This is a genomic window from Aeromicrobium sp. 636, assembly GCF_024433585.1.
GTDB lineage: Bacteria > Actinomycetota > Actinomycetes > Propionibacteriales > Nocardioidaceae > Aeromicrobium > Aeromicrobium senzhongii.
On sequence record NZ_WNJU01000002.1, the window covers coordinates 505,983 to 532,910 of the forward strand.

The 26,928-nt window shown below is 68.0% G+C and carries 23 protein-coding genes; 13 read left to right on the top strand and 10 right to left on the bottom strand.

Translation table 11 applies throughout. The annotated features are described in order from the left end of the window. Positions 1-15: 15 nt before the first annotated feature. Together mftE and mftF are read left to right on the top strand one after the other, a co-directional pair. Positions 16-708, top strand: a complete 693-nt coding sequence (mftE, locus tag GL325_RS09080; RefSeq protein ID WP_255955907.1) for a mycofactocin biosynthesis peptidyl-dipeptidase MftE — start codon at positions 16-18, stop codon at positions 706-708. After that, entirely contained in the window at positions 705-2,120 is a 1,416-nt protein-coding gene (gene mftF / locus GL325_RS09085) for a mycofactocin biosynthesis glycosyltransferase MftF (protein ID WP_187769313.1), read from the top strand. Before mftE ends, mftF begins: the two co-directional genes overlap by 4 nt. On the opposite strand, the gene GL325_RS09090 is transcribed toward mftF, so the two are convergent. After that, a complete protein-coding gene (locus tag GL325_RS09090) occupies positions 2,080-3,552 on the bottom strand; it encodes a GMC family oxidoreductase N-terminal domain-containing protein (RefSeq protein WP_223111085.1) in 1,473 nt (490 codons plus the stop codon). The two genes, mftF and GL325_RS09090, sit on opposite strands and share 41 nt — an antisense overlap. 72 nt (positions 3,553-3,624) lie before the next feature. Beyond that, positions 3,625-5,127, bottom strand: coding sequence for an aldehyde dehydrogenase family protein (locus tag GL325_RS09095; protein ID WP_308209238.1), 1,503 nt, complete (start codon positions 5,125-5,127; stop codon positions 3,625-3,627). Between the two features lie 111 nt (positions 5,128-5,238). Between GL325_RS09095 and GL325_RS09100 the strand changes: the two genes are divergently transcribed. After that, positions 5,239-6,357: an NDMA-dependent alcohol dehydrogenase gene (locus tag GL325_RS09100; protein ID WP_187769316.1), complete on the top strand. Its 1,119-nt coding sequence runs from the start codon at positions 5,239-5,241 to the stop codon at positions 6,355-6,357. 143 nt (positions 6,358-6,500) lie between these two features. Here GL325_RS09100 and GL325_RS09105 read toward each other — a convergent pair whose 3' ends face one another. The 4 genes from GL325_RS09105 to GL325_RS09120 are packed head-to-tail and all read right to left on the bottom strand — an operon-like array spanning position 6,501 to position 11,151. After that, positions 6,501-8,027, bottom strand: coding sequence for an aldehyde dehydrogenase (locus GL325_RS09105; protein ID WP_187769317.1), 1,527 nt, complete (start codon positions 8,025-8,027; stop codon positions 6,501-6,503). Positions 8,028-8,087: 60 nt separating this feature from the next. After that, a complete protein-coding gene (locus tag GL325_RS09110) occupies positions 8,088-9,050 on the bottom strand; it encodes a MaoC family dehydratase (RefSeq protein WP_187769318.1) in 963 nt (320 codons plus the stop codon). Beyond that, complete coding sequence (locus GL325_RS09115) at positions 9,047-9,916, bottom strand: CoA ester lyase (RefSeq protein WP_187769319.1); 870 nt, start codon at positions 9,914-9,916, stop codon at positions 9,047-9,049. The genes GL325_RS09110 and GL325_RS09115 overlap by 4 nt, the downstream gene beginning before the upstream one ends. Then, positions 9,913-11,151, bottom strand: a complete 1,239-nt coding sequence (locus GL325_RS09120) for a CoA transferase (protein ID WP_187769320.1) — start codon at positions 11,149-11,151, stop codon at positions 9,913-9,915. The genes GL325_RS09115 and GL325_RS09120 overlap by 4 nt, the downstream gene beginning before the upstream one ends. A 102-nt stretch (positions 11,152-11,253) precedes the next feature. Between GL325_RS09120 and GL325_RS09125 the strand changes: the two genes are divergently transcribed. Together GL325_RS09125 and GL325_RS15975 are read left to right on the top strand one after the other, a co-directional pair. Beyond that, positions 11,254-12,060: an enoyl-CoA hydratase/isomerase family protein gene (locus GL325_RS09125; protein ID WP_223111086.1), complete on the top strand. Its 807-nt coding sequence runs from the start codon at positions 11,254-11,256 to the stop codon at positions 12,058-12,060. Beyond that, positions 12,057-13,442 carry an acetate--CoA ligase family protein gene (locus GL325_RS15975; RefSeq protein ID WP_187769321.1) on the top strand — a complete coding sequence of 462 codons (1,386 nt, stop codon included), beginning with the start codon at positions 12,057-12,059 and terminating at the stop codon, positions 13,440-13,442. Before GL325_RS09125 ends, GL325_RS15975 begins: the two co-directional genes overlap by 4 nt. A 67-nt stretch (positions 13,443-13,509) precedes the next feature. On the opposite strand, the gene GL325_RS09135 is transcribed toward GL325_RS15975, so the two are convergent. Further along, entirely contained in the window at positions 13,510-15,147 is a 1,638-nt protein-coding gene (locus tag GL325_RS09135) for an FAD-dependent oxidoreductase (protein ID WP_187769322.1), read from the bottom strand. Between the two features lie 167 nt (positions 15,148-15,314). Between GL325_RS09135 and GL325_RS09140 the strand changes: the two genes are divergently transcribed. Next, on the top strand, positions 15,315-16,616 hold the full coding sequence (locus GL325_RS09140) for an ABC transporter substrate-binding protein (protein WP_187769323.1): 1,302 nt from the start codon (positions 15,315-15,317) through the stop codon (positions 16,614-16,616). A gap of 133 nt (positions 16,617-16,749) precedes the next feature. Here GL325_RS09140 and GL325_RS09145 read toward each other — a convergent pair whose 3' ends face one another. Beyond that, positions 16,750-17,508: an SDR family oxidoreductase gene (locus GL325_RS09145; protein WP_187769324.1), complete on the bottom strand. Its 759-nt coding sequence runs from the start codon at positions 17,506-17,508 to the stop codon at positions 16,750-16,752. Positions 17,509-17,610: 102 nt separating this feature from the next. Here GL325_RS09145 and GL325_RS09150 point away from each other — a divergent pair, with 102 nt between their 5' ends. Continuing rightward, positions 17,611-18,144 carry a nuclear transport factor 2 family protein gene (locus tag GL325_RS09150; protein ID WP_187769325.1) on the top strand — a complete coding sequence of 178 codons (534 nt, stop codon included), beginning with the start codon at positions 17,611-17,613 and terminating at the stop codon, positions 18,142-18,144. Positions 18,145-18,220: 76 nt separating this feature from the next. On the opposite strand, the gene GL325_RS09155 is transcribed toward GL325_RS09150, so the two are convergent. Next, on the bottom strand, positions 18,221-18,910 hold the full coding sequence (locus GL325_RS09155; protein ID WP_187769326.1) for a GntR family transcriptional regulator: 690 nt from the start codon (positions 18,908-18,910) through the stop codon (positions 18,221-18,223). 107 nt (positions 18,911-19,017) lie between these two features. Then, a complete protein-coding gene (locus tag GL325_RS09160; protein ID WP_187769327.1) occupies positions 19,018-20,187 on the bottom strand; it encodes a CaiB/BaiF CoA-transferase family protein in 1,170 nt (389 codons plus the stop codon). Between the two features lie 100 nt (positions 20,188-20,287). On the opposite strand from GL325_RS09160, the gene GL325_RS09165 reads away from it, so the two are divergent. From GL325_RS09165 to fabG, 6 genes are all read left to right on the top strand, one after another. Beyond that, positions 20,288-21,571 carry an MFS transporter gene (locus GL325_RS09165; protein WP_187769328.1) on the top strand — a complete coding sequence of 428 codons (1,284 nt, stop codon included), beginning with the start codon at positions 20,288-20,290 and terminating at the stop codon, positions 21,569-21,571. Between the two features lie 75 nt (positions 21,572-21,646). Next, the gene (locus GL325_RS09170; protein ID WP_187769329.1) at positions 21,647-22,537 is read left to right on the top strand and encodes a CoA ester lyase; all 891 of its coding nucleotides are present in this window, start codon (positions 21,647-21,649) and stop codon (positions 22,535-22,537) included. Positions 22,538-22,548: 11 nt separating this feature from the next. Beyond that, positions 22,549-23,013, top strand: a complete 465-nt coding sequence (locus tag GL325_RS09175; RefSeq protein ID WP_187769330.1) for a MaoC family dehydratase — start codon at positions 22,549-22,551, stop codon at positions 23,011-23,013. 32 nt (positions 23,014-23,045) lie between these two features. Continuing rightward, on the top strand, positions 23,046-24,995 hold the full coding sequence (locus GL325_RS09180; RefSeq protein WP_187769331.1) for an AMP-binding protein: 1,950 nt from the start codon (positions 23,046-23,048) through the stop codon (positions 24,993-24,995). Then, positions 24,992-26,149 (top strand): acyl-CoA dehydrogenase family protein, encoded by a 1,158-nt coding sequence (locus GL325_RS09185; protein ID WP_187769332.1) that lies wholly within the window; start codon positions 24,992-24,994, stop codon positions 26,147-26,149. The genes GL325_RS09180 and GL325_RS09185 overlap by 4 nt, the downstream gene beginning before the upstream one ends. A 10-nt stretch (positions 26,150-26,159) precedes the next feature. Next, positions 26,160-26,921 carry a 3-oxoacyl-ACP reductase FabG gene (fabG, locus tag GL325_RS09190; protein WP_187769333.1) on the top strand — a complete coding sequence of 254 codons (762 nt, stop codon included), beginning with the start codon at positions 26,160-26,162 and terminating at the stop codon, positions 26,919-26,921. Positions 26,922-26,928: the final 7 nt, after the last annotated feature.

Sequence of the window (26,928 nt, forward strand, 5' to 3'; positions counted from 1 at the left end):
GAATTGGGTTCGGCTGTGTGGCCCGGGATCGAGAACGGCACGTTCGTCCTCGTCCCAGTCGGCAGCACCGAGCAACACGGTCCGCACCTGCCTCTGGACACCGACGCCACTATCGCCGCCGAGGTCGCCCGCGAAGTAGCACGCTGCCTGCCGTGGGCGAAGGTCGCTCCGGCGATCGCGTTCGGGTCGTCGGGAGAGCACCAGGACTTCCCCGGCACGATCTCGATCGGGCAGGATGCCCTGCGCCTCATGTTGATCGAGCTAGTTCGTTCGGCCTCGACCTGGGCCCAAGGGATCGTGTTCGTCAACGGGCATGGCGGGAATGTCCCGGCCCTCATCAGCGCCGTGGGTCAGCTCCGGGCCGAGGGTCAGGAGGTGGCGTGGGTGCCCTGCCTCGCAGCCGGTGCCGATGCGCATGCCGGCTTCACCGAGACCTCACTGATGCTGCACCTGCGTCCACGGGACGTGCGCGTCGACGACATGGCTCCGGGCAACACGACGCCGATCTCCGCCTTGCTGCCGCACCTTATGCGCCACGGCGTGCGCCAGATGTCGCCGAACGGGGTCCTGGGCGATCCGACGGGCGCCACGGCGGAGCGCGGACGACACCTGTTCGAGCGGATGGTCGAAGACGTGCACGCGGCTGTTGTCGATGGGGGCATTGAGCCGAATGGTCGATTGCGGACGGTGACGGCGGCCCGCGCATGAGCTTCGATCCCCGGTCGAGGGCGGTCGTACGGATCGATCCCGAGGTGCGTCGTCACGGTCAGTTGCTCGTCGGAGGATCGCCCTCGACGGTGGTGCGCCTCACGCCGCGTGCGTTTCAACTCATCCGCGACGACACGATCGTCGTCGACAGCCCGGCAGCCGCACTCCTGGCGGACCGGCTCGTCGCTGCCAACCTCGCGCATCCGGTCCTCATGTCCCTGCCTGAGCTCAGCGCGGAGCAGCTCACCATCGTGATCCCGGTCAAGGACCGAGAGGCGGAACTGAGGCGGCTGCTCTCCCGCCTCGGCACCAAGGCCCGGGTCATCGTGGTCGACGACGGATCGAGCGATCGGGGGTCGATTGCGGCGGCGGGGCGCGAGCACGGCGCCCACGTGATTCGCCTGGATGTCAACCAGGGGCCGGCCGCGGCGCGCAATGCGGGCCTTGCGGAGGTCGACACCCCGTTCGTGGCGTTCGTGGACTCCGACGTCACCATCGACACGGACGGACTGTTGACCGCCTCGCGGCATTTCGCCGATCCGGGCGTCGCCGTCGTCGGTCCGAGGGTGCGAGGAGAGGTCACCACGGCTGGGTCCTGGTTCCAGCGCTACGAGCAGCACGCGTCGTCCCTCGACCTGCGGGAGCTGCCAACCACGGTCCGTCCCTTCGCGCGGGTCTCGTGGCTGCCCAGCGCCTGCCTGCTCGCGCGGGTTTCGGCGCTCGAGGAGGGTTTCGACGAGACGATGCGAGTGGGGGAGGACGTCGACCTGATCTGGCGGGTCCTCGGGGCGGGACACCGCGTGGTGTACGAGCCGGCGGTCGAGGCGACACACGATGCCCGCCCGCGGCTGCGCTCGTGGTTCACCCGGAAGGCCTTCTACGGAACCGGCGGCGCCGACCTCCACCGCCGCCACGGAGATCTCGTCGCACCAGCCGTGCTTCCGCCGCTGCCGACCCTCGCTGTCCTCGCGGTGATCGCGCATCGACGGTGGTCGCTCCCTGTGGCGGTGGGCTTCGTCGGCGCCTCCGCCGGCCTCATCGGCCGCGAGCTGCCGCAGGTCGAGAGTCGTCGCGCGCTCGCGGTGCGCCTCGCGTGTTCGGCGACGGTTTCGTCAGCGTGGCAGTTGGTGGCGATGGCCCTGCGCCACCACTGGCCAGTCACGGTCCTGCTCTGCCTGGCCTCGCCTCGCATCCGCAGGGCGGTCGCCCTCGCCGCAGTGGTCGACGGCTTGGTCGACCGACGCGCACGGGGGTCTCGCCTCGGGCCGATCGCCCACACCACCGCCCGACGGGTCGACGACGTGGCCTACGGGACGGGTCTGTGGTGGGGCGCGATCCGCCGACGCGAGGGGGGCGTCCTGCGGCCGCGGGTCAGCGGCCTGCGATCGCCTCGGCGACGAGCTCGCCGATGAGCACGGCTGTGTTCGCGGGACCGCGCAGTGGTGCACTCGGCAGAATGCTCGTGTCCGCCACGTGGAGGTCCTCCGTTCCGTACACGGAGCCATCGCCGGCGACGACCTGACCCATCGGAGCCGACGCGCACAGATGCATCGCGGTTCCGAGGCGTTCCTCGATCCACGCGTCGAGCAGCCGGTCCTCACACAGGATCCCGTCGGGGACTCCGGGGCGGCCCGCTGTGCTGAGCGGGCTTGATCCGAGGAGGCTCGCCGCCAGCCGCACCCCGTGCCTCAGGGCGCCTCGGTCGGCCTCGTCACGCAGGTAGCCGAGGTCGACCAGCACGTCGTCATCCGGATCGCTCGATCGCAGGCGGACGCTGCCGCGGTTCTGCGGCGTCGTGTCGGCCACGACGAGCGACAGTCCCGGGTCCTCGGCCGAGCCCGCGACCAGCGATTCCATCGGCAGCAGTGACTGCAGCAGCTCGACATTGCCCTCGCGGGTCGAGCCGGGACTCGTGGCGTGGATGACGGCACCCAACCAGGAGGACGGTCGTGGCAGCGGCGAGGAAGCCGGCCAGTCGACGACGACCTGCGGGTGGTCGGAGACGGCGACGCCGACGGGCAGGTCGGCTGCGACAGTCACGCCGGCTCGGCGGAGGTCGTCGGCCGGGCCCACCCCGGACAGCATGAGCAGTTGCGCCGAGCCGAGGGCTCCCGCGCAGAGCACGACTCGGCCTGCGGGCACGAATCCGGCGGTCGTCTCGACCCCCATGGCGCGTCCGGCGACGAGTCTCACCCGGAGCACCCGGGTGTCGCCCCGAATGGTCAGGCCCGATGGGAGGCCGTCGGTCAGATAGCCACGGGCCGTACTCACCCGGTGCCCGTCCGCGACGTTGGTCGGCACCGCCCCCACGCCGGTGTCACGAGAGTCGTTCTTGTCCGGGTCCCAGGCGATCCCGAGCGCGTCGGCCGCGGTGAGCAGCGCCTGACAGGCGGGATGCTCCAGCGGGGCACGGTCGACGGGCATCGGTCCGGAGTCACCGTGGACCGGCGTTGATCCGTGGGCGACGTCGGACTCCAGGCGGCGCAGCAACGGCAGCACGGCATCGGATCGCCAGCGCTCGCCACCGGCGCGCGCCCACGCATCGAAGTCGGAGGTGCGGGCCCGGACGAAGTAACCGCCGTTGACCGCGGTCGAGCCACCGAGGACCTTGCCGCGAGTGACGCCCCAAGGTCGCGCCCCTGTCAGGTCCACGGGATGCGCCCGGGTGGCAGGGTGGCCCATCTGGGCGCCCAGGACCTGCCACGGTCCATGGGCCAGAGCCGCGAGGCTCTCGGGCGTGCTCTGGCCCTCCTCGAGCAACAGGACGCTGGCGCCGGACCCGGCGAGGCGGACGGCGAGCGGTATGCCGCTGCCCCCTCCGCCCACGACCACGACATCAGGCACCCGGTCACCGTAGGGCATCGGCACGCTCCCGCTCACAGGGATGCACGGTTGATCGCCTGCATGAGTGAGTGCTCAAGCGTAGGGGTCGGCTCGGGTCGTCGTGAGATCCCACACGACGGCCTTGGACTGGGTGTAGAGGCGAATCGCCTCGAACCCGTTCTCCCGCCCGTACCCGCTTTGCTTCACCCCGCCGAATGGGACGGTGAAGTGGATCGCTCGGTACGCGTTCACCCAGACCGTTCCCACCTCGAGGTTGGCGGCAAGGTGCTGGATGCTTGCCGCGTCGTTGCCCCACACCTGGGCGGACAGGCCGAAATCGGAGTCGTTCGCGCGTCCGAGGACCTCGTCGACGTCCGTGTAGGAGAGAACGCTGGCCATCGGTCCGAACGCCTCGGTGCGTGCCGCCGGGTTGTCGTCCTGGACATCACCGAGGACCGTGGGCGCGTAGAACGCGCCGTCGGTGAGTCCGCCCGGCTCGACAGGCGCGCCGCCCGCGAGAAGGGTGGCGCCAGCGTCGACGGCCGAGTGGACGAGTGAGTCGACGGTTGTCCGGTGGCGCTGGCTGATCAGGCTTCCCATCTGGGAGTCGGGGGAGAGCGGGTCGCCGACGCGCACGGCGGTTGCGATCTCAGCCAGGCGCGATGCGATCTCTTCGTAGCGGGAGGCGGGCGCGAACACACGCGAACCCGCGACGCAGCTCTGGCCGCTCTTGACGAAGTTGGAGTGCGCGATGAGCGGGAGCGCCAGCTCGAGGTCGGCGTCGTCGAGGATGATGACAGGACTCTTGCCGCCGAGCTCGAGCGAGACGGGCACAATGTTGGTCGCGGACTGGCGGATCACCGAGCGTCCTGCCTCGAGGCCACCGGTGAAGGCGACCATGCCGATGCCGGGGTGTTCGGTGAGCAGCGGGCCGACGACCGCGCCACGGCCGGTGACGACGTTGACCAGGCCCGGGGGCAGCCCCGCCTCCAGGCCGAGCTCGACGAGCCGGAACGTCGACAGTGGGGCGAGCTCGGGCGCCTTCAACACGATGGCGTTGCCCGCGACGAGCGCCGGGGCGGCCTTGAACACGGCGAAGATGGTATTCGCGTTGTAAGGGCTGACACCCGCGACGACGCCGAACGGCTCGTCGATGCCGTAGGCGATGCGGCCGGGGAACTGCGCGTAGGAGCGGGACTCGAGCTTGTCCGCCATGCCCGCGTAGTAGGTCAGGATCTTCACGGTGACGTCGACGTCGCCGAGGGTCTCGGCGCGCAGGTGACCGACGTCCTGGGAGTCGAGGTCGGCGAGCTCTTCGCGGTGAGCCGCGACCTTGTCAGCCCACGCACGCAGGATCCGACCGCGGGCGTCCGGGGCCGTGGCGCGCCAGACGTTGCGCTGGGTGGCGTGGGCGTCCTCGATGATCCGATCGAGGTCAGCGCTGTCCACCTCGTATGCTTCACCGAGAGCGGCGCCCGTTGCCGGGTTTAGGATGGGCAGGTATTCGCCCGACTCGGGAACCACCGGTCCCCGCGCTCCGATGTACCCGACGCGTCGCGGTTCGGCTGCTGATGTCATCTGCGGCTCACTCCTCATTTTCCGGCGACCGGTGTTTACCGTGTGCAATGCATAATATATGTTTGCGGGAAGGAAATGTGACCCGGGGCACTCTCGGGGTGTGGATGACAACACAAGGAGGGTCGAACCGTGCAGGTTCGTGCATCTGTTCTGACCAAGGCGAACGCCGACTGGACTCCGGTGACGCTCGAGCTCGACCCGCCGAAGGCCGGTGAGGTACTCGTTCGCGTGGAGTACGCGGGCATGTGCCGCTCCGACGAGCACCGCCGCCACGGCAACCACGGCGGCCGCTATCCGCTGATCGGCGGTCACGAGGGCTCGGGTGTCGTCGTCGGTGTCGGTGCTGGTGTCACGCGTCTGAAGGAGGGTGACCATGTCATCCTCGGCGTCGTCCCGCAGTGCGGCGTGTGCAAGTTCTGCGCCAGCGGACGCAGCCGCATGTGCGACCTCACCGCCAACACCCTGACCGGCATGATGCAGGACGGCACCTACCGTTACACGCTCGACGGAGACCCGATCGGCGGCTTCTGCATCGTGGGCTCCTTCGCCGACCACGTCGTGGTGGGTGAGAACTCGTGCATCAAGATCCCCGAGTGGTTCCCCCTGGAGCCCGCGTCGCTGCTCAGCTGCGGCATCCCTACCGGGTGGGGCTCGGCGGAGTACCTGGGCGAAGTTCGACCCGGCGACACCGTCATGGTCGTCGGCATCGGGGGCATCGGCATCAACGCCGTCCAGGGTGCCGCGTTCTCCGGTGCCAGCCACGTGATCGCCGTGGACCCGGTCGAGTGGAAGACCGACCTGGCGCTCAAGCTCGGCGCGACCCACAAGGCGACGTCGATCGACGAGGCGTCCGAGCTCGCTCGAAGCCTCTCGATGGGCACGGGTGCGGACGTCGTCATCGAGACCGTCGGCGTGCTCACGACCGAGATCGTCTCGGCGTCCTTCGCTGCGCTGGGCAAGAGTGGCCGGTACGTCCTGACCGGCACCGCCGACGACGCGACTGACATCAACGTGCAGGTCCCGGGCAACGCCGTGTCCTTCAACGACATCACGATCCGCGGGTCGTTGCTCGGCGGCTGCAGTTCGCACTACGACATCCCGCGCCTCGCCCGGCTGTACGACGAGGGTCACCTCAAGATCGACGAGCTCATCACGAAGCAGTACTCGGTCGACGAGGTGGCGCAGGGCTACGACGACGTTCGGGAGGGTCGGATCCTGCGTGGCGTCGTGAAGCACGACCACACCTGAGATCACGCACGACGGCCGGTCGGCGGTGCAGCTCCCCTCAGGGAGCCGCATCACCGGCCGGCCGTTGTCGCGTCGTCTCAGGGCTGGCGCACGGCACAGGAAGGGGGCGCCCCGATGGGACGCCCCCTTCCTCATGTGTCACCTCAGAGTGGCCATTGCACGTGCTGGGTCTCGAAGAACTCCAGGAAGCCCTCCTCGCCGCAGTCGCGGCCGACCCCGCTGTGGCCCGGTCCGCCCCACGGCGCGTCCTGGCGCCGGCCGCCACCACCGTTGACCGTGACCGTGCCCGACCGCAGTCGGCGCGCGACGCCGAGTGCCTCCGCGGTCGGCCCCCAGATGTTGGCGTTCAGGGCGAAGCGCGACGCGTTCGCCAGTCGAACGACCTCGTCCACGCTCTCGTAGGGCATGACGGTGACCACCGGCGCGAAGAGCTCCTCCTGGGCGATCTCGGCGTCGTTGCCCAAGCCGGTCACGAGGGTCGGCTGCAGGAAGTAGCCATCGTCGAGCGCCTGGGGCCTGCGGCCGCCGGTGACGATGGTCCCGCCGCCCTGTACCGCGCGCTCCAGGTATCCCTCGACGCCCACGAGGTGCTCCTGGGTGATCAACGGCCCCACCCCCGTCGCCGGGTCGAGGGCGTCGCCCACGACCATCGAATCGAGATAGGCCACGGAGCGCTCGACGTACTCGTCGAACACCGACGTGGGCACGAACGCGCGCGTCGTCGCGCCACACGCCTGGCCGTTGTTCATCGTGAAGCGCTGGCAGGAACTGGCGATGGTGAGGCCCACGTCCGCCCCCGGCAGGACGATGTTCGGCGACTTGCCGCCGAGTTCGAGGACGACCTTTTTCAGGTCCGGCGCAGCCAGTTGCATAATCCTGCTCCCCACCTGCGGAGAGCCGGTGAACGTGATCATGTCGACCTCGGGGGCTGTGCAGACCGCCTCGGCCACGGTCGGGCCGCCGAAGACGAGGTTCACAGCACCTGGTGGGAAGCCCGCCTCCTCCGCGAGTCGAACGAATGCCACGGTGCTCAGGATCGCCTTGGGAGAGGGCGCCAGAACCACCGAGCATCCCGACGCGAGAGCCGGTCCGAGCTTCCACGCGCACAACTGGATGGGGAAGTTGTAGGAGGTCAATGCCGCCACCACGCCCGCCGGATGACGCACGAGGATGCTCGACGAGGTGATCGGGTCGTGATGCAGGGGCAGGCTGCGCTCGTAGCCGCCCCACTCAGGGCCGCGGGCCGCCGCTTCTGCGAACCAGCGGAAGTAGGCGATGGGGCCGTCGACCTGGATCTGTGCCGCGGAGCTGATCGGTGTGCCGACCTCCGACGCCACGAGTCGGACCAGGCGGTCCCGGTCGCGTTCGAGCAGATCTGCGAGGCGGAAGAGCAGGGCCGAGCGTTCGGCCGGTCCGAGGCGCGACCACTCGCCTTTGTCGAAGGCGTGGCGCGCTGCGCGAGCCGCTTCCTCCACCTGCCGCTCATCGGAGGCTGCCGGTGCGGCCAGGACGAGTCCGTTGGAGGGGTTGAACGTCGGGGACGCCGGGCCATGGCCGTGGACCCAGCTGCCGGCAATGAAGCACGCGCCGTCGTGAACCAGGTCGGCCCACTCGTCGGGGCCTGCGGCAGGTGAGTGTGGGCTGCTCGAGGTCGCTGTCGTGCTCGACATGCGCGTCTCCTTCGCGTCGGGGCTGGGATCGGGTGAAAACGTGGATGCTTGCTCGTGCCTTCAGCGAAGGATCACGATGGGGCGCCAATCGAGGACGTCGCGCTCTTCGGGGCCTCGCGTGCGGACCCGGACGCGCAGGTCGGCCAGGCGGAGCCCGCCGTCGAGGTTCGTGATCTGCTCGACCTCGATCCGCGAGACGAGCGTGTCGCCCTCGCGCACGGGTCCGGTGTGGTCGCACCCGTGCCACCCGGCGACGGTGGCCAGTTGGGGGAGCGTTCGGCTCACCTGCGCGGAGGCGATACCGATCGCGTGTCCTCCGTAGACGAGCCGTCCGTTCGGCTGGCTGAACCGGTCGTGGTGGACGTGAGCCAGGTTGAGCGTCAGCCGGGCGAGCTCCGGAGCGCTCGTCACGACGTCACCTGCCGTGAGATCCCACACCGCACCTGGAACGACGTCGGGCCCGGTCGGCGCCGGCCAAGCATCTAGGTTCCACCTCGACACCTGGGCGAGCAGTCCGTTCGGGTCCGGACTCGAACCGATGGCGGACAGATCGTCCTGGTGGCAGGTGGCGACGTCGGGCGAGCTCAGTGGGAGCATCGCGCACCGCCAGAAGTCCAGGACGAGGCGATCGAGATGGTCGCGCGTGGTGATGCGGAGCGCCGCGAGGCCTGTCGGCCTGCTGGCGTTCTGGCGCAGTCCGACCACCGTCGTCGTCGTGTGCAAGGTGTCGCCGATGGCGGGCAGACGGTGGAACGCCAGTCCCCGGTAGAAGAGATTGGCCACCACGCGGCGGGTGACGGCCGTGGACTGGCCGATGGCCACGTCGGTGACGAGCCCCGGGTCCGCGAGGACTCGTCCGGCCACGTCAGTGCTCAGTCGCTCATCGAGCGACAGCTGCAGCCGACCTCCGAGGATCGCCTGGTGGGTGGCGGCACGCCCGCTCGTAAGGGTCAGTGACGGGGCGTCGAACGTCTGGCCGACGCCGAGGTCGTCGAAGTAGGGTCCCTCGGGTCTGTCACTCATGCGGTACCTCCGGCTTGGTCTCCTCGGCCCAGGATGCGGCGCGCGCGGACGGCCACCGCCTCGTCGAGCATCCTGCCGCGCCATTGGACCGCGCCACGTCCTTCGTCAGTCGCAGCCTGCATCGCGGTGAGGATCTCGGTCGCCTCCTCGCGCTCCTGCGTGGTCGGCGTGAAGCCGTGCTGCACGGTCGAGACCTGCGCGGGATGGATCACCCACTTGCCATCGAAGCCGAGGCCCTCGGCTAGCAGGACGGCCTCCTCGAGGGCGGCGTCCGCGGCGATCGTGAGCGCCGGGCCGTCGATGGCCTGAACGCCGGCGATCCCGGCCGCGAGCAGGAGTGCGTCCTGGGCGAACTGCCAGGACGACTCCACCCGGCGGCCCATCGAGGCCGAGAGGTCGGCGTAGCCGAGGATGAGCGCGCACACGCGTTCCGTCGCGACCGCGAGGTCGACCGCCCGATGCACGCCGGCCGGTGACTCGAGCAGTTCCTGGATCAGCAGGGGCTCGCCGCGTCCGTGGCGTTCCTCGAGGTCACCCAGCGACCGGGCCAGGGCGCGGATCGCCTCGGGGTCCTCGGCCTTCGGGACCACGATTGAGCCGATGGCCGGGTTGGTCACACAGGACTCGACGTCGGCCTCGTGCCAGGGGGTCCCGACGGCGTTCACCCGCACGGCGAGCAAGCCGTGCTCCCGGATGCCGAGCCGGGCGATCTCGGCCCTGGCGGCGCCCTTCTGGTCGACGGACACCGCGTCCTCGAGGTCGACCACGACCTCGTCGGCCGGCGCCGCGTAGGCCTTTGCGATCTTGCGCGGCTCGGTCGCGGGTACGCAGAGCACGGCGCGGCGCGGACCGCGCCCGGCGCTCATGCCACCCCCGCCACGACGCCGCGAGCGTGGAGTGAGCCGATCTCGGCGGTGGTCAGTCCCAACAACTCCGCGAGGACGACATCCGTGTCCTGCCCGAGGGTCGGTGCGGGCCGGGGGTCGATCCACTCGCCGTCCAGCTTGACCGGTGAGCGGGCCGTGGTCATCGTGCCGATCCCAGGCTGTTCGAACTCGGTCACCACGCTGCGGTCCGGGTCCTGGAGGAGCTCGGCGACCTTCTCGGACATGGTCCGGTAGCGACTCCACAGCACTTGGGCGTCGTCGAGCTCTCGGGTGACCTCGTCCACCGATCGGGCTGCGAACCAGGGCCTCATCACGGCGGCGATCGTCTCACGCATCCGGAATCGGTCGGTCTCGAGGGAGAGGTCGACCTCGGCTGCTTCCTCCAGGGCGCTGAAGACTCGGCCGGTGCCCGTCACCTCGACCAGATTGCGCCATTGCCTGACCGTCAGGGCCACGACCATGACGCGGTGGTGGTCCTGGGTCTGGAAATCCACCCCGAAACTGCCGTAGAGATGGTTGCCGTACCGGGGGCGGTCTCCCTGCTCCACGGCTTCGGCGGCCCAGCCCATCGAGGCGACCGCCGACAGCGCCACGTCGGCCAGGGCGATCGACAGGTGGGCGCCCTCCCCGGTGCGGTCGCGCTTGCGCAGTGCCGCCAGCAGTCCGGTCACCGCCGTCATTCCCGTCAGCATGTCCCACGCGGGCACGACGTGGTTGACGGGATCGGCCGAGCCGACGGGTCCCGTCATGCCGGGAACGCCGATCTCCGGGTTCACCGTGTAGTCGACTGCGGGCCGGCCATCGTTGTAGCCCTGGATGTGCACCTGGATCATGTCCGAACGGCGGTTGGCCAGCTCGGCGTACGTCAGCCAGGGGCGTCCCACCGCGTTGTCCACGACGACGCCGGAATCGGGTCCGGGTCGCGTCGCGAGCGCGAGGACCAGTTCGCGCCCCTCGGGCGATCGAAGGTCGACGGTGACCGACCGCTTGCCCCGGTTGAGGGAGTTCCAGAAGAGGCTGCGGCCGGTGCGCTTGGACACGGGCCACCGGTTGATGTCCGCAGGACCTTCGATCGGATCGACCTTCACGATGTCGGCGCCCAGCATGGCCAGCGTCATGCAGCCTGACGGACCGGCCACGAAGCTCGAGCACTCCACGACGCGCACGCCGGCGAGTGGGCGATCAGCGAGATACGGGGTGGCGGGAGGGATCATATTGGGGATATCATACACAATATTTGAAGTACGGGTTTGCGCCGCCGCGTGGACTCGGGTCGTCCGCCGGAGCCAGGGCCCGGCGCGTGAAAGGAAGCTCACGTGATCGAGAAGTACCAGCAGCAGTTCAAGCGGCTGAAGTTCGAGAACAACCAGCCCGGTGTGCTCGAGGTGATCTTCGACGGGCCGAACCTCAACTCGGTGGACACGGAGACCCACTCCGAGATCCCCGCCATCTGGCCGATCATCGACCGTGATCCTGACGTTCGCGCCGTCATCGTCCGAGGTGAGGGCAAGGCCTTCTCGGCAGGGGGCGACTTCGACCTGATCGATCGTCAGATCGAGGACTACGGGTTCCGCATGAGGATCATGCGTGAGTCGCGTGACCTCTTCTACAACATCGTGAACTGCTCGAAGCCGATCATCTCCGCAATCCACGGTCCCGCCGTCGGCGCCGGCCTCGTCGTCGCGCTGATGGCCGACATCTCGATCGCGGCGCATGACGCCCGAATCATCGACGGCCACACGCGGCTTGGCGTCGCCGCTGGTGACCACGCCGTCGTGTGGGCGCTCTTCTGTGGCATCCCGAAGGCGAAGTACCTCCTGCTGACGTGCAAGGAGATCTCGGGCCAGGCCGCTGAGCAGGCCGGCCTGGTGTCGTTGTCGGTGCCCAAGGAGGAGTTGCTGGAGACCGCGCGAGAGATCGCTCAGGGCCTAAGCGAGGGCGCGCAGGAGTCGATCCGCTGGACGAAGTACTCGCTCAATCAGTGGTACCGCCAGGCCGGACCCATCTTCGACACGTCTCTGGGCCTGGAGTTCCTCGGCTTCGGCGGCAGCGACGTCGTCGAGGGCGTCGCGTCGCACCGTGAGCGGCGGGCGCCGAAGTTCTCAGGTGAGGTCCACTCGTGAGCCGAGCGCTCGGTGACCTCGTCTTCGAACCGCGAAGCATCGTGGTCTACGGGGCGTCGTCCGATCCGGACAAGCTCTCGGGGCGGCCGCTGGACTACCTGAACAAACTCGGCTTCGGTGGGGACGTCTTCGCCGTTAATCCGCGCCGGGACGTGGTCCAGGGCGTCAAGGCGTATGCCACGGTCGCCGATGTCCCCGGCCCGGTCGACCTGGCCGTCATCGTCGTCCCGGCCGACAAGGTGCCGGGTGCGGTGGAGGAGTGCGCCGCGGCCGGCGTGGGCGCGGCGATCATCTTCGCCTCGGGCTTCTCCGAGGCCCCCGGTGGCGTCGGCGTGAGGGACCAGGAGCGCATCGCGGAGGCGGCGCGCACGTCAGGCATGCGGGTGTTGGGGCCGAACGGCCTGGGCTCGTTCGCGCTGCCATCCAAGGCGTTCGCCACCTTCTCCACGGCCTTCGACGCGCCGGGGGCCCTTCCGGACTCGCCGATCGCGCTGGTGGCGCAGAGCGGGGCCGTCGGCACGTTCACCTACACGACGATGACCGCACTCGGTCTGGGCGTCCGGTACTTCGCCAACACGGGGAACCAGGTCGACATCTCTGTCGTGGAGCTGCTCGACGCGTTGGTGGATCGCGAGGACGTCGACGTCCTGCTGGGGCACCTCGAGGGCTTCACGGACCCCGATGGTCTCGACCGATTGGCGTCCCGGGCCAAGGCGGCAGGCAAGCCGCTGGTGTTGTTGAAGGCAGGCCGTACCGCGTCCGGCGAGCGGGCGATCGGAGCCCACACTGGCAGCCGTGGAGGCGACGACGCCCTGTTCAACGAGGTCCTCGAGCGGCACGGTGCCATCCGAGCCGAGAGCATGGAGCAGATGGCCGACCTGGCGCTGGTCTTCGCCGGCGGTCGTCGCGCCCCGGGGCGTCGGGTCAGCATCGTCACCCAGAGCGGCGGCGCCGGAGCTCTCTCGACCGACGCGGCGGTCGACCTCGGCCTGCGCATCGACCCGTGGGTCGACGAGACGCGCACGGAGGTCGGCTCGTTCCTGCCCTTCTTCGCGTCGACTGCCAACCCGATCGACCTGACCGGGGCGCTCATCAACGATCCGAGCATCCTGGACCGGAGCCTACAGATCGCCTGCGACACCGATGAGACCGACGTCGTGCTCGTGGTCCTGGGCAACTCCGACAAGGCCGGCAAGGCGCTCGTGGACATCTGCGTGAAGCACCACGCCGCAACGAGCAAGCCGTTTGTCATGGTCTGGACCGGAGGTTCGGGACAGCCGCGCCTCGACCTGCTCGAGGCCGGCGTGCCCACGTTCGCGGAACCCCTTCGCGCGGTGCGCGCGATCGCTCACCTGGTGAACGCAGGTGAAGTTCCCCGCTGAGGTCTCGGCGAAGCGAGGAAGGGCCCGGGCCGATGGCCCGGGCCCTTCCTCGTTGTTCTCAGGTGTCTCAGTGCGCCGCCACGTGCTCGGCGGTCAGCATGCCGAACGCCATCGCGTGGGCGATGGAGGCGCCGGCACCGGGGTAGCCGGCGCCGAAGACCGGCGCGGCGGCGTTGCCGGCGGCGTACAGGCCCTCGATGATCGAACCGTCCTCGCGGAGTGCGCGACCGTACTCATCGGTGACGATGCCGCCGCAGGTGCCCACGTCGCCGGGGTAGATCGGAACTGCATAGAACGGGCCTTCCTCGACCGTTCCGAGCGACGGGTTCGGGGTATGACGGGGGTCGCCGTAGTAGTCGGAGTACGCCGTGCTGCCGCGGCCGAAGTCATCATCGTGTCCGGCGCGCGCAAAGCCGTTGAAGCGCTCGGCCGTGGCCGTCAGGTTCGTCGGGTCGATGCCGCACTTGGCGGCCAGCGTCGTGAGGTCTGCGGCCTTGGTGACCACTCCCTCGCGGTACCACGAGCGGGGGAAGTAGCGGGGTGGCATCGTCAGGAAGACGTACCGATTGCGGTAGCGCGAGTCGAAGACGAGCCAGCTCGGGACGGCCGGGCTGTCCTGATCGCGTCGCAACATGGCCTGTCCGGCCTCGACGTAGGGCGCAGCCTCGTTCATGTAGCGCTGACCCGTCCCATCGACCATGAAGGAATGGGGCAGGAAGCGCTCGGCGACCGCGATGACCGGGGTGCCGTTGGGTAGGACCACCGACGGCTCCCACCAGGCCTCGTCCATCTCGGCAAGGGCGGCTCCATGCTTCTGAGCCAGCAGGATGCCGCCGCCGGTGTCGCCGTCCTGCGCGGCGCTCCATTGACTCGCGACGGGTGCGGGGGAGTACTTGCGGCGCATCTCGTCGTTCTTGCCGAAGCCACCGGTGGCCAGCAGCACCGCTCGCGCGGCGAGCTCGAACGGCTGGCCCGCACGCGTGCCCACGACTCCGCTGACGACTCCGTTGGTATGGACGAGGTCCTCGACCTCCGTCTCCGTCCAGATCTCGACGCCGTGTCGCTCCAGTGCGACCAGCAGCTGTCCGACGAGGCTACGCCCCATCGTGACCGTACCCTGCCCCGGAATCTTCGACCGAATGGTTCGCAGCACCGTGCGGAGCAGGGTGAACCGGCCCTTCCAAGTGCGGAAGCCGAGCTTGAGGAACGGCATCTCGCTGCCGTAGGCGACGACGGGGTAGAGGTACGGGGGAAGGCGATCCAACCAGGCGCTCAGGCTGGAGCTCGGGACGCCCTGGGGCTCGATCGAGCGCCCTCCCACGAGGCCACCCGGACGCTGGCTGTAGTAGTCCGGGTACCCATCGGTGCGAAAGCGCATCCCGATGCCCTGCTCCTCCAGTAGGTCGTACACCCGGGGAGACGCGTCCAAGAAGGCACCCTGACGAGCTCGCGACGTCCACGGAACACTGTCGTCGACGAGGGAGTCGAAATAGGTGCGGGCGAGCTCGGGGGAGTCGTGCACCCCCGCCTTCGCCAGCAAGGCGTTGTTCGGGAGCCACACGACGCCACTGCTTACCGCGGTGGACCCTCCGAGGATGCTTCGCTTCTCGATGACGAGAGGCTTGAGCCCGCTCCTGGCGGCGGCCAGCGCGGCGACCAGCCCGCCAGCTCCGCTGCCGAGTATCACCAAGTCGTAGTCAGCCATGATGTCGCCCTCCTGTGGCGCCGCTCACGCCGGCCCGAGGGCGGGTGCCGTGACCTGCAACACACAATTTCGCGGATAATGTTTACTCATAATATATCGTGCGTTATTCTCGTCACACGGACTGGTCGTTCTGACCCGCCGAAAGCAGATCTTCTAGGAGGAGAATCGTGATCAAGACTCACACACCGGCGGGGGCCACGACGCAGCGCCGCACGCTCGCTCGGCGCGTTGCCCTGGGTGCGGCGGCGACACTTGCGCTTTCCACGCTCGCCGCATGTGGGGGTAGCGGTTCCGATGACGATTCCTCCGAGGAGATCATCATCGGCAACCCGATGCCACTGACCGGTGCGGCAGCCGGATACGGCGTTCCGCAGTCGAAGGGCGCCCAGATCGTCGTGGACGCGATCAACGAGGCTGGCGGCATCAAGGAGCTGGGCGGTCGCAAGCTCAAGCTCGTCACCAAAGACACGAAGAGCGACCCGGCCACCACAGGCAAGATCATCCGCGAGCTCGAGCGCGAAGGCGCGGTCGCACTGGCCGGTCCGTCGCCGAGCGCTGAGGTCATCGCCAACAAGGCACTGATCACCAAGATCAAGATCCCGACGATCATCTCCTCGATCGACCCCAGCATCACCGCCGACACCCAGGGCAAGAACATCTTCCGCGCCGTGTCCGTCTCGGCGACGGCCACCGAGGCCGCCGTCGACATGATCAAGGCGAAGGTGGCGGACGGAAGCCTGAAGGACCTCGACAAGGTCGGCATCCTCACGATCTCGACCGTTCCCGGCCCTCAGGTCGCCTCGGTCTTCAAGAAGGGCCTCGAGGGCCTCGGCATCGAGACCACCGAGATCGACTACGACCCGGCTCAGGTGAAGGATTTCGCACCGACGGTCGCGAAGCTCAAGTCGCAGGACGTCGACATGGTCGTCGGCTACCAGTACCTGAACGACCAGGCGCTCTTCGCCCAGGCCATCGACGCGCAGTCGTGGCGTCCGAAGGACGGGTTCCTGTTCACCCAGGCCCCCGTCGCGACGGACTCCTTCCGTCGGGCGTCGGGCGACGTCGCTGAAGGCTGGATGGCCAGCGCCTACACCGCGGCGATGAACAGTGACGTCTTCACGCCGGAGGTCAACAAGCTCGCCGCGGACTTCCAAGCCGAGTACAAGGACTCGGCTGAGGGCAACGCCGTGATCGGGATGACCGTGGTGACGCAGATCGCCAACGCCCTCGCTGAGGCGAAGAGCACCGATCCTGACAAGCTGACGAAGGCCCTGCGCGCGGTCAAGTTCGACGCTCCGAAGGACTCGCCGTACCCGTTCTACGGCTTCCTCGGTGGCATGGACTACGACGAGTCCGGTGAGAACCAGGGTCTGGTCGTGCCGATCGCCCGAATCAACAAGGAGCTCGGCCTGGATGTCGTCTGGCCGCAGGAGTATGAGTCCGAGGGTCAGATCAAGATGGTGCGCTGACCGTCCTCGAGACACACGACAAGGGCTCGGACCACGGTGGTCCGGGCCCTTGTCAGTGAGTGGGTCGCTGAACGACGAAGGCCCGACAGCTGATGCTGTCGGGCCTTTGGCGTGGGTGCCGGCGTGAGCGCGCTCAGACCAGGGAGACCGTCATTCCGCCATCGAGTTGGATGAGCTCGCCGGTGATGTAGCCGGCCTGCTGCGATGCGAGGAAGGCCACGGTCCCGCCGAGCTCCTCGGGAAGCCCATGGCGCTTGAGCGCGGTCCCTTGGATGCGCCGCTCGAGGTTGTGGAACTTCTCGAACGTCGGCGTCATGACCGTGGCCGGGGCGATGGTGTTGACCGTCACGCCGTGCGGGCCGACCTCGGCGACGAGGTGCTTGAGTGCCGTCTGCACCCCGGCGCGGAAGATCGAGGAGAGCGCGTGGCGCGGCATCGGCTGCTTCACCGATGCGGAGGTGATGCCGATGATGCGACCCCAGCCTCGATCGAGCATCAGTGGCGTGATCGTCCGCAACACGGAAAGGGCAGCCTGCAGCTGGTCCCGGTATGCCGCGTCCCAACGCTCGTCCTCGTTCTCGTCGAGGAAGTCGCGCATGGGGCTGGGGGGACGTGGTGTGTTCAGGACCAGGATGTCCACGCCTCCCGTTCGGGCGATCTCGTCCCGGAGCCTGCGGACGTCGTCCGGATCGGTGATGTCTCCGGCGACCGTGTATACGTCGGTGCCGTGCTCGGTCACCAGCGAGGCCTTCGCCTCGTCCAGGTTCTCCGGGTTGCGTGCAAAGAGCACCAGGTCGACCCCCTCGGCGGCCAGTGAGCGACTCGCCGCGAGGCCCAGTCCGGAACTGCCGCCGATCACCACCGCTCGTTTGCCCTTAATGCCGAGATCCACGTGATGCTCCTTGTTCGCGTGATGGTTCGAACATAATATATCTCATCTATGGCCTCGGCAATGCCGCGTTCTCTCGTGGTGTGCCCGGGAAAGGAGTGCAACATGACCGATCCGACATTCGAGACGTGGGCGGCTGAACGGGAGATCGAACGAGTCCTGCGCGTCTATGCCCGCGGCGTGGATCGACTAGACTTGGATGCGGTTCGTGAGTGTTACTGGCCCGATGCCCAGGACTGGCATGGCACGTTTCGGGGGAGTCGCGACGATTTCATGGTCTGGGTCGAGGGCAGACTCGGCGAGTTCGAACGGACCGTCCACTACCTGGCCAACACTCTGATTGAGGTGCAGGCGGACGGGGACCTGGCACGGGTGGAGACCTACGCGATGGCCTACCACCGGATCGCAGGCACCGTCGAGCGCGGGCCGGCCGACCTCTGGATCGGACTGCGGTACCTCGACCGGTTCGAGCGCCGCAATGGGGCGTGGCGCATCGGCGCACGCGTCGTGACGTACGACTGGAAGCGCGAGGTGGAGGGCCAAGAGCTGGCGCTGTCACCCACCCACGTGTGGAGTGAGCGTGGGCCCGGTGATCCGCTGCACTGGATCCTCGAGGTCGATCTCGTCGGTCGTGAGTGATGCCCGACCCGCGAGGCGCATCAGCGAACTCGTCCGTCTCCCGGGCGATCGGGAGCGTGTCGTTCACGCCAGGGGGTCAGGACCAGACGCCGCGCTCGTTGAGCGTGTGGATCAAGCGCTCGCCGCCGCGCTGGATGTGGCTCTCCATGATCTCGCGTGCGTGGTCGCCGTCGCGGTCGCGCAGCGCCGCCAGGATGGCGGGGTGGTCGTCCTGGGTGTCCCCGACGCGTCCCTCGATGTTGGCGTAGAAGCGGTTCGGGAGGTGGCGCACGACGGAGCCGAGCAGCAGCGCCAGCCTGTGCGAATCTGAGGCCAGGTTGATCTCGCGGTGGAACTGGTGGCCAAGGTCGGCGACGGCCCGCTCGTCATGGGAGTCCACAGCCGCGGTGTAGCGCTCGAGGTTCTCCTCCAGGCGCTTGATCGTGTCGGGGGAGATCTTCTCGGCGGCTCGGCTGGCCAGCTCGCCGGCCAGCTGGGACTGTGCCCAGAACAAGTCCTTGACGTCCTGCTCGCTGAACGGCGCCACCATGAATCCGCGCCGGGGTGCCAGGCGCACGAATCCTTGGCTGCGCAGCGAGAGAAGTCCTTCGCGCACCGGGGTGTTGCTCACGCCGACGGCCTCTGCGATCGGCTCGATCCGGAGGAATTCGCCCGGCTTCACCTCACCGGAGATGATGAGTTCGCGCACGTAGGCGGCGACCTCCTCGGGTAACTGCTGACGCCGGGGGGCGCGCACGGGGGGCCCCGATGCTGCGGTTTCAGCCATGGTGCTGCCTCCATTAAAACTTTGTGTTGAATGGATTTTATCAGCGACTAGCCCTGGGAGGTGGCTTAGCGCAGCGGGTGTAGTTGCCTGGGCGTCGTGGCGCGACGTCAGGATGCGTAGAGCACGCCGGACGCAAGCAGCTGCTCGACCCGCTCGCCAGCGAGGACCTCTGAGGCGATCTCGCGGGAGTGCTCGCCAACGAGGGGCGCTGTTCCGGGCCGGGTGGGCCGCTGTCCCTCGAACCGCCACGGGGCTCGGGTCAGCGCCAGCCCATCGCGCTCGGGCTCGAAGACGCCCAGCCACTGCACCTGCGGGTGGTCGCGGTAGGCCTCGACGCTCAAGACAGGGGCAAACGGGACATCGTGAGCGATGAGCAGCTTCTCCCACTCGTCGGCGGTGCGCATCATGAACTCGCCCTCGAGTATCGTTTCGAGGTCGAAATAGTGGCGCTCGCGATCGGGGTACGTGGTGAAACGAGAGTCCGAGAGCAGTTCCGGGCGGTCCATCGCCGTCACGAGGGACTCCCAGAACTTCTGCGATGAGCTGAGGTGCAGCACCACGAACTCGTCGCTCGCAGTCTTGAGGCAGAAGTTCTGGGCCTGGGGGTGACGGCTCTGCCGGGTGGGGGCCGTTCCCGTGTCGAAGAACTGAGTGACCGCATCCGCGGTGAGCGTCGACACGGCCTCCGCGATGGAGGTCTCCACATGCACCGGCTGGCCGGTCGCCCCTCGCCCGACGAGCGCCGCGAGGATACCGGTGGCCGCGGTCAGGCCGGTGATGAGGTCCGCCATGCACGTGCCCGTCAGCCGCGCGTTCTCGCGGTCGCTCAAGGTGTGGACGAGACCGCCGAACGCCTGTCCGATCATGTCGTACGCGGGCCGGCCAGCCAGATCGCCGCCCGGACCGAAGCCGGTGACAGACATGTAGACCAAGTCGCGTCGCAACGACACGAGGTCGTCGCGGCCGAGACCGAGCGCGTCCATCTTGCCCGGGCGCAGGTTCTCGAGCACGACGTCAGATCGCGTCACCAGGGCCTTGACCAGTTCGATGGCCTCAGGCTGCTTCAGGTCCACGGCGAGGCTTCGCTTGCCGGTGTTGTACTGGCGGAAATAAGGACTCTCGGCATTCATGCCCCGACGAAAGTCATCTCCGACGACAGGACGCTCCACCTTGATGACATCCGCCCCGAGGGACGAGAGGAAGGACGTGGCGTAGGGGCCGGAGATGTAGCCGCCGAACTCGAGGACTCGCACTCCTGCCAAGGGCTTGTGCTGCATGACGACCTTTCTGCCACGGGTAAGTCAGTGCATGATATATCACGTATCGCGCCTCGTCCAGGTGGACCGCAGGGGCAGCCATGCGTGATATATCAAATATGTGACTGACGACGCGGCCTTCGTCGCGGAAGTGAGCGGAGTCCGCAGCGTGCCTTCGCTGGCCCGCTTCGAGAAACGACCGAGAAACGCGGCACGTCTCCTGGTCGACCCCGATTTCGCCAGTGTCTTCTGGGGCAAGCTGTTCGGATTCGCCGGAGTGACGATCCAGACCCTGGTGACCAGCCTGATGGCCTTCGAGGCGACAGGCTCCGCGTTCGCTGTCGGCCTCGTCAACGCCGCCCTGTTTGCTCCGCAGGTCCTGGTGGGGCCCTGGAGCGGGGCCGCCGCGGACCGTGGTTGGGCCACGCACCAGATCATCGCCGGACGGTTGGTCAGTGCTGCGTCGGTTGGGGCCCTGGCCGTGTGGACCGCGACGTCCGACCTTGCCGGATGGAAGGCGATCGCGGTGATGTGCGCTGCCTGCTGGGTGGCGGGAACGGGGCTCGCCATCGGTGGTGCGGCGATGAACTCGCTCGTCCCGCAACTCGTCGCGCGCTCCGAGCTGCCGGTGGCGATGTCCCTCAACACGGTGCCGGTCTCCGTCGCGCGAGTCGCCGGGCCTGCCCTGGGTGCCTATGTGTTCGCGTCGTCGGGTGCGGTCGTTGCGCTGTGGTGGGCCGCGGCCGGCCATGCGGTCTTCGCGATCTTCGTGCTGGCAGTTCGACCGCCTGGCGGACCGCGCCTGCCGCGATCATCGGCGGGTCAGGTGCGTGCCGCGTGGGCGTACGTCCTGCACGACGACCGACTCTTGCTGCGGCTGCTCCTCGCGGTGACTTTCATCGGGTTCGGTTCCGAGCCGGTCTTCATCCTCGCCCCGACCTACGCCGACGGGTTCGGCGGGGGAGCGGCCCTGGTGGGTTCGATGAGCGCGAGCTTCGGCGTCGGGGCGGCCTTGGGTCTGGTCCTGTCCTTCGTGGGGGAGTCGCGGCTGCCACACGCGCGCACTGCGTGCGTCGGGTTCTGGCTGCTCACCGCCGCTGCCGCTGGGTGTGCGGTGGTTCAGTCCTCCGCCCTGGCGCACGTCGCCTTCGCCGTCGCGGGCGCTGGCTTCACGCTTGCCATGGCCGGTGTGAACACGCTCCTGCAACTGCGCATCCCCAACGAGCTAAGGGGCAGGGTCATGGCGATGTGGATGATCGGCCTGGTCGGAGCCCGGCCCATCACCGCACTGTTCGTCGGCTCGCTCGCAGACCTGTGGTCCGACCGGATCGCTTTCGGCGCGACGGCAGTCCTCATGGCAGGAGCCACGTGGGCCTTCCGCCCCGCCCGCATCGCTGGGACTTGAGCGGCGTGGCGGGATGAAAGATTGTGCTTGCAAATATCTGAACAAAATATATGATGTTCGAAACAGGAGGTTCGTGTGAAACCAGTTCGCTCATTGCTCTTCGTGCCCGGACATCGTGGGACGTGGGTGGAGAAGGCCATCGCCAAGGGGGCTGACGGCCTCATCCTCGATCTCGAGGACTCCGTCCCCAACGACCTGAAGGCCGAGGGGCGCGCCGAGGTTGCTCGGTCCATCAAGCGCCTGCACGAGAACGGCTCGGACGTCTCGGTCTACGTGCGGCTCAACCCGCTCGATACCGGGCTCACCGGTGACGACATCGAGGCCGTCGCCAAGCCCGGTCTCACGGGCTTCGCGCTGCCCAAGCTGATGGGGCGCGACGACATCATCACGTACGACGCCCTCGTCACGCATTTCGAGGCCAAGAACGGCGTCGAGCCCGGCACCATCGAGTTCATCGCGAACCTCGAGACTGCGGAGTCGTATGCCGCCTGCGAGGAGATCGCGAAGGCCTCGCCGCGGATGGCGACCCTTTTTGCCGGCACCGCACGGGACGCGGACGTCTCGCGCTCGATCGGCTTCACGTTCACCCCCGGTGGCGAGGAGACGCTGTACCTGCGCAGCCGCGCCGTCCTGGCGTGCCGCGCGGCCGGCCTGGACTTCCCGCTCGTGGGGATCTGGCAGGACCTCGCCGACCCCGAGGGCGCCCGCAACTTCGCGATCAAGAATCGCGAGCTCGGCTTCCGCGGTCAGGTGCTCATCCATCCGTCGCACATCGAGATCGCCAACGAGGTCTTCAGTCCCTCCGACTTCGAGATCGAGTTCTTCAAGGGCATGATCGCGACCTTCGAGGAGGCCGAGGCTCGCGGTGTCGCCGCGGTCCTCTACGAGGGCATGCACATCGACTACGCGCACGTCAAGACCGCACGCGAGGTCCTCGCGTACGCCAACACGCTCCGAAAGAACTGAGGAGAACGCCCATGCCCGGCCTCTACTTCGAGGAGCTCGAGCCCGGTCTGGTCATCGAGCACCAGACCCGACGCACGGTCACCGAAGCCGACAACATGACGTTCTGCGCCATGACGCTCAACCTGGCCCCGCTGCACATCGACGCGGAGTACGCGAAGGAGAGCATCTACGGACAGCAAATCGTCAACAGCCTTTACACGCTGGGACTGGTCACCGGCATCTCGATGCAGGACACCACGCAGGGCACGACGATGGGCAACCTGGGCTTCTCCGATGTCCAGTTCCCCAAGCCGCTCTTCCACGGGGACACCGTTCGTGTGCGCACCGAGATCGTGGATCGCCGCGAGTCCAAGAGCCGCCCCAACGTCGGCATCGTCACCTTCCGTCACTTCGGGATCAAGCAGAACGGCGACGTCGTGTGCGACTGCACCCGCGCCGGTCTGATGTTCAAGAAGACGGCACTCGCCGAGTCCTGAGTCCATTCCCAGCACCGAGAGAGGAGAAGTCGATGAGAGGACCCGGCCTGTTCGCCGATCCGGCCACGCCCGTGTGGGTGCCGAGCGCACAGCAGCGTGAACGCAGTCGACTGCTGACCGCGATGCAGCGGTGGGGCCACGACAGCGTTGAGTCACTGCACGCCGCGTCCATCGACGACCCTGAGTGGTTCTGGCGTGCCGTCGTCGAGGATCTGAGGATCGACTTCAGTGCGCCCTTCTCCCGGGTCAAGGACGAGTCGGCCGGAGTGCCGTTCCCGCGCTGGTTCGTCGGTGGCCGGCTGAACGCCGCCGACCTGTGCTCTCACCGCCACGCGACCGGGCCACTGGCCGACAAGGCCGCGGTGGTCTTCGAGGGCGACGGCGGACAGTGCCGCTCGCTGACCTATCGCGAGCTGGACGTCGAGGTGCGCCGGTTCGCCGCGAACCTCGCGTCTCGCGGGGTGCACCGCGGCGATCGGGTCGTCCTCTTCCTCCCGGTCCTGCCGGAGGCCGTCGTGGCGTACCTCGGCGCAGCCGCGATCGGCGCAATCGTGGTGCCGGCGTTCACGGGTTATGGGCCGGAGGCGCTGGCCACGCGGCTGCGCGACTCGGAGGCGAAGGTCCTGGTCACCGTCGACGGCACCACCCGCCGGGGCAAGCCGGTCGCGATGAAGAGCGTGGCCGACGAGGCCCTCGCGTCGGCGCCCTCAGTCGAGCTGTCGATCGTCGTCGCCCACTCGGGCGAGGACGTGCCGATGCAGTCGGGGCGCGACGTCTACTGGCACGACCTCGACCAGGAGCCGAGCCCCGTCGAGACCGTCGCGATGGACAGCAACGACCCGCTGACGATCATCTACACCTCGGGCACCACCGGGGCCCCCAAGGGCATCGTCCACTCGCACGCGGGGTTCTCGGTGAAGGCTGCCGTCGACTTCGCCTACGGCTTCGACATCCACGAGGACGACGTCATCGCCTGGATTGCCGACATGGGCTGGATGCTCGGACCGCTGCTGATCATGGGTGGTCTGCAGTTCGGTGCCACGATCGTGCTCGTCGAGGGCCTGCCCCACCACCCCGATCCCCAGCGCCTGTGGGAGATCGCCGAGCGCAATGAGGTGACGTTCCAAGGCATCGCGCCGACAGCCGCACGGCTGCTCATGAACGAGGGCGCGCTGCCGAAGCACGAGATCTCCTCCATCCGGTCCTTCGCCTCCACCGGAGAGGGCTGGGACGCCCCGACGTGGCATTGGCTGTTCACCGAGGTCGGCGACGGCACCCGGCCCATCGTCAACTACAGCGGCGGAACCGAGACAGGCGGCGGCATTCTCGTCGGCTACCCCTTCCTGCCCATGGCCGCGGCGGGCTTCAACGGGCCGCTGCCGGGCATGGACGTCGCAGTGCTCGACCAGGACGGCCGTCCGGTCGTCGGCCAGGTCGGTGAGCTGTCGGTCCTCAACACCTGGCCGGGCATGACCCACGCCTTCTGGCAGGACCGCGAGCGCTACCTCAAGACGTACTGGGACCGCTGGCCCGAGGTGTGGGTCCATGGCGATCTCGCAGAGGTCCACCCCGACGGCAGCTGGCAGTTGCACGGACGGTCGGACGACACGATCAAGGTCTCGGGTCGACGGGTCGGTCCGGCCGAGATCGAGGCTGCCCTGCTGAGCGACAGTCGCATTCTCGAGGCCGCCGTGGTCGGCGTGCCCGACGAGATGCGCGGACAGCGCGTCGTGGCCTTCGCCGTCGTGCGAGAAGGCGCCGACCTCGAGGACGTGCGGGCCACCGCGCTGCACCATGTCGGACGCTCGTTCGCCCCGACGCTGCACGTCGTCCGGTCACTACCCAAGACCAAGAACGGCAAGATCATGCGCCGCGCCATCCGGGCCCGGCACCTCGGCGACCCCCCAGGCGACATGTCGGCACTCGAGCCGACCACGCCTCTTGAACACATCCCCACCATCCAGGAAGCAGGAGACCGATGACCAGCGACGCAGGCGACCTCGAACTGATCCGCAAGGCGACTCGTGACATCGCCGGGAAGTTCGATCTCGAGTACTGGCGTGACAAGGACAAGAACCACGAGTACCCGTGGGAGTTCGTCAAGGCCTTCGCGGACGGCGGCTGGCTCGGCGCGATGATCCCGCAGGAGTACGGCGGCCTGGGGCTTGGCCTGACGGAGTCCGCGGTCATGCTGCACGAGATCGGGTACTCCGGTGGAACCGGCGGCGCCTCCGCGATCCACTTCTACATCTTCCCGCCGGGCCCGGTCATCCGTCACGGCTCGGAGGAGATGAAGAAGAAGTACCTCCCAAAGGTCGCCGCCGGCGAGCTGCTGATGGCGTTCGGCGTCACCGAGCCCGATGCGGGCGTCGACACGTCGCGCACGTCCACCCGAGCCGAGCGTGTGGGCGACAAGTGGGTCGTCAACGGCAAGAAGGTCTGGATTACCAATGCCCAGAACGCCCAGCGCATCCTGTTGCTGGCCCGGACGTCTCCACGTGACCCCGAGAAGCCCTTTGCCGGCATGACGCTGTTCTTCACCGACCTCGACCGCGAGCGCATCACCGTGCGCGAGATCGACAAGCTCGGGCGGTCGTGCATCGATTCAAACGAACTGTTCATCGACAACCTCGAGATCCCGGACGAGGACGTCGTGGGCGAGGTCGGCAAGGGCTTCTACTACCTGCTCGACGGACTGAACCCTGAGCGCATCTGTGTCGCGCTCGAGCAGATCGGTCTTGGCCGTCGGGCGCTCGACATCGCGACCCAGTACGCCAAGGACCGGGTGATCTTCGACCGTCCGATCGGCAAGAACCAGTCCATCGCGCATCCGCTGGCTGACTCCTGGATCCGCTTGCTGGCGGCCGAGGAGCTCTCGATGAAAGCGGCGCAGATGTTCGACAATCACGAGCCCTGCGGGCCGGAGGCGAACGCCGCCAAGTTCCTCGGTGCCGAGGCCGGTTTCGAGGCCTGCGACCGCGCCATGCAGACCCTCGGTGGCTACTCGTACGCGAAGGAGTACCACGTCGAACGTCTGTGGCGTGAGTCGCGACTGCTCAAGATCGCGCCGATCTCCCAGGCGATGATCCTGAACTACGTAAGCGACAAGGTTCTCGGCCTCCCGAAGTCGTACTGAGGACGCGATGATGACGTACCAGAATCAGCAGCGACTGCTTGAGGGCCAGGTCGCGATCGTGACCGGGGCCGCGCAAGGCATCGGCCTGGCCATCGCGGACACCTTTCTCGTCCACGGCGCCCGGGTCGTGCTCGTCGATGTCGACGCAGACAAGATCGACGCCGTGGTGGCCGAGCGCAAGGCTGCGGGCCACGAGGTCCTCGGGATCAGGTGCGACGTGACGAGCGAGGAGGAGCAGAACGCCCTCGTGCAGTCGACGCTCGACACGTTTGGTCGGATCGACGTCCTCGTCAACAACGCCGGCATCACGCGCGACCGGTACATGGCCAAAATGAGCGTCGCCGACTTCGACGCGGTACTCGACGTCAGCCTCAAGGGGGCCTGGCTCGGCACCCGCGCGGTCAGTTCGCTGTTCCGCGAGCAGAAGAGTGGCGCGATCATCAACATGTCCTCGCTGTCAGGCAAGATCGGCAATCCCGGTCAGACCAACTACAGCGCTGCCAAGGCCGGTCTGATCGGCCTGACCAAGGCCGCGGCGAAGGAGTTGGGACCGTCCAACGTACGGGTCAACGCGGTGCAGCCGGGACTGGTCAGCACGGAGATGACGCTCTCGATGAAGCCGGAGATCTTCGCCGCCAAGGAGGCCGAGGTCCCGATGGGCCGCGCGGGAGATCCCGTCGAGGTGGCGAACGCGGTGCTGTTCTTGGCGTCCCCGCTGGCGTCCTACGTCAATGGCGTGGTCCTCGAGGTCGCCGGCGGCCGCGGCATCTGATCGAAGC

Coding starts and splice junctions, on each gene's coding strand:
- mftF (WP_187769313.1), top strand. CDS start 705: ATGAGCTTCGATCCCCGGTCGAGGGCGGTCGTACGGATCGATCCCGAG.
- GL325_RS09095 (WP_308209238.1), bottom strand. CDS start 5,127: ATGAGGAGTGAGCCGCAGATGACATCAGCAGCCGAACCGCGACGCGTC.
- GL325_RS09105 (WP_187769317.1), bottom strand. CDS start 8,027: ATGTCGAGCACGACAGCGACCTCGAGCAGCCCACACTCACCTGCCGCA.
- GL325_RS09110 (WP_187769318.1), bottom strand. CDS start 9,050: ATGAGTGACAGACCCGAGGGACCCTACTTCGACGACCTCGGCGTCGGC.
- GL325_RS09115 (WP_187769319.1), bottom strand. CDS start 9,916: ATGAGCGCCGGGCGCGGTCCGCGCCGCGCCGTGCTCTGCGTACCCGCG.
- GL325_RS09120 (WP_187769320.1), bottom strand. CDS start 11,151: ATGATCCCTCCCGCCACCCCGTATCTCGCTGATCGCCCACTCGCCGGC.
- GL325_RS09135 (WP_187769322.1), bottom strand. CDS start 15,147: ATGGCTGACTACGACTTGGTGATACTCGGCAGCGGAGCTGGCGGGCTG.
- GL325_RS09150 (WP_187769325.1), top strand. CDS start 17,611: ATGACCGATCCGACATTCGAGACGTGGGCGGCTGAACGGGAGATCGAA.
- GL325_RS09155 (WP_187769326.1), bottom strand. CDS start 18,910: ATGGCTGAAACCGCAGCATCGGGGCCCCCCGTGCGCGCCCCCCGGCGT.
- GL325_RS09160 (WP_187769327.1), bottom strand. CDS start 20,187: ATGCAGCACAAGCCCTTGGCAGGAGTGCGAGTCCTCGAGTTCGGCGGC.
- GL325_RS09175 (WP_187769330.1), top strand. CDS start 22,549: ATGCCCGGCCTCTACTTCGAGGAGCTCGAGCCCGGTCTGGTCATCGAG.
- GL325_RS09180 (WP_187769331.1), top strand. CDS start 23,046: ATGAGAGGACCCGGCCTGTTCGCCGATCCGGCCACGCCCGTGTGGGTG.
- GL325_RS09185 (WP_187769332.1), top strand. CDS start 24,992: ATGACCAGCGACGCAGGCGACCTCGAACTGATCCGCAAGGCGACTCGT.
- fabG (WP_187769333.1), top strand. CDS start 26,160: ATGACGTACCAGAATCAGCAGCGACTGCTTGAGGGCCAGGTCGCGATC.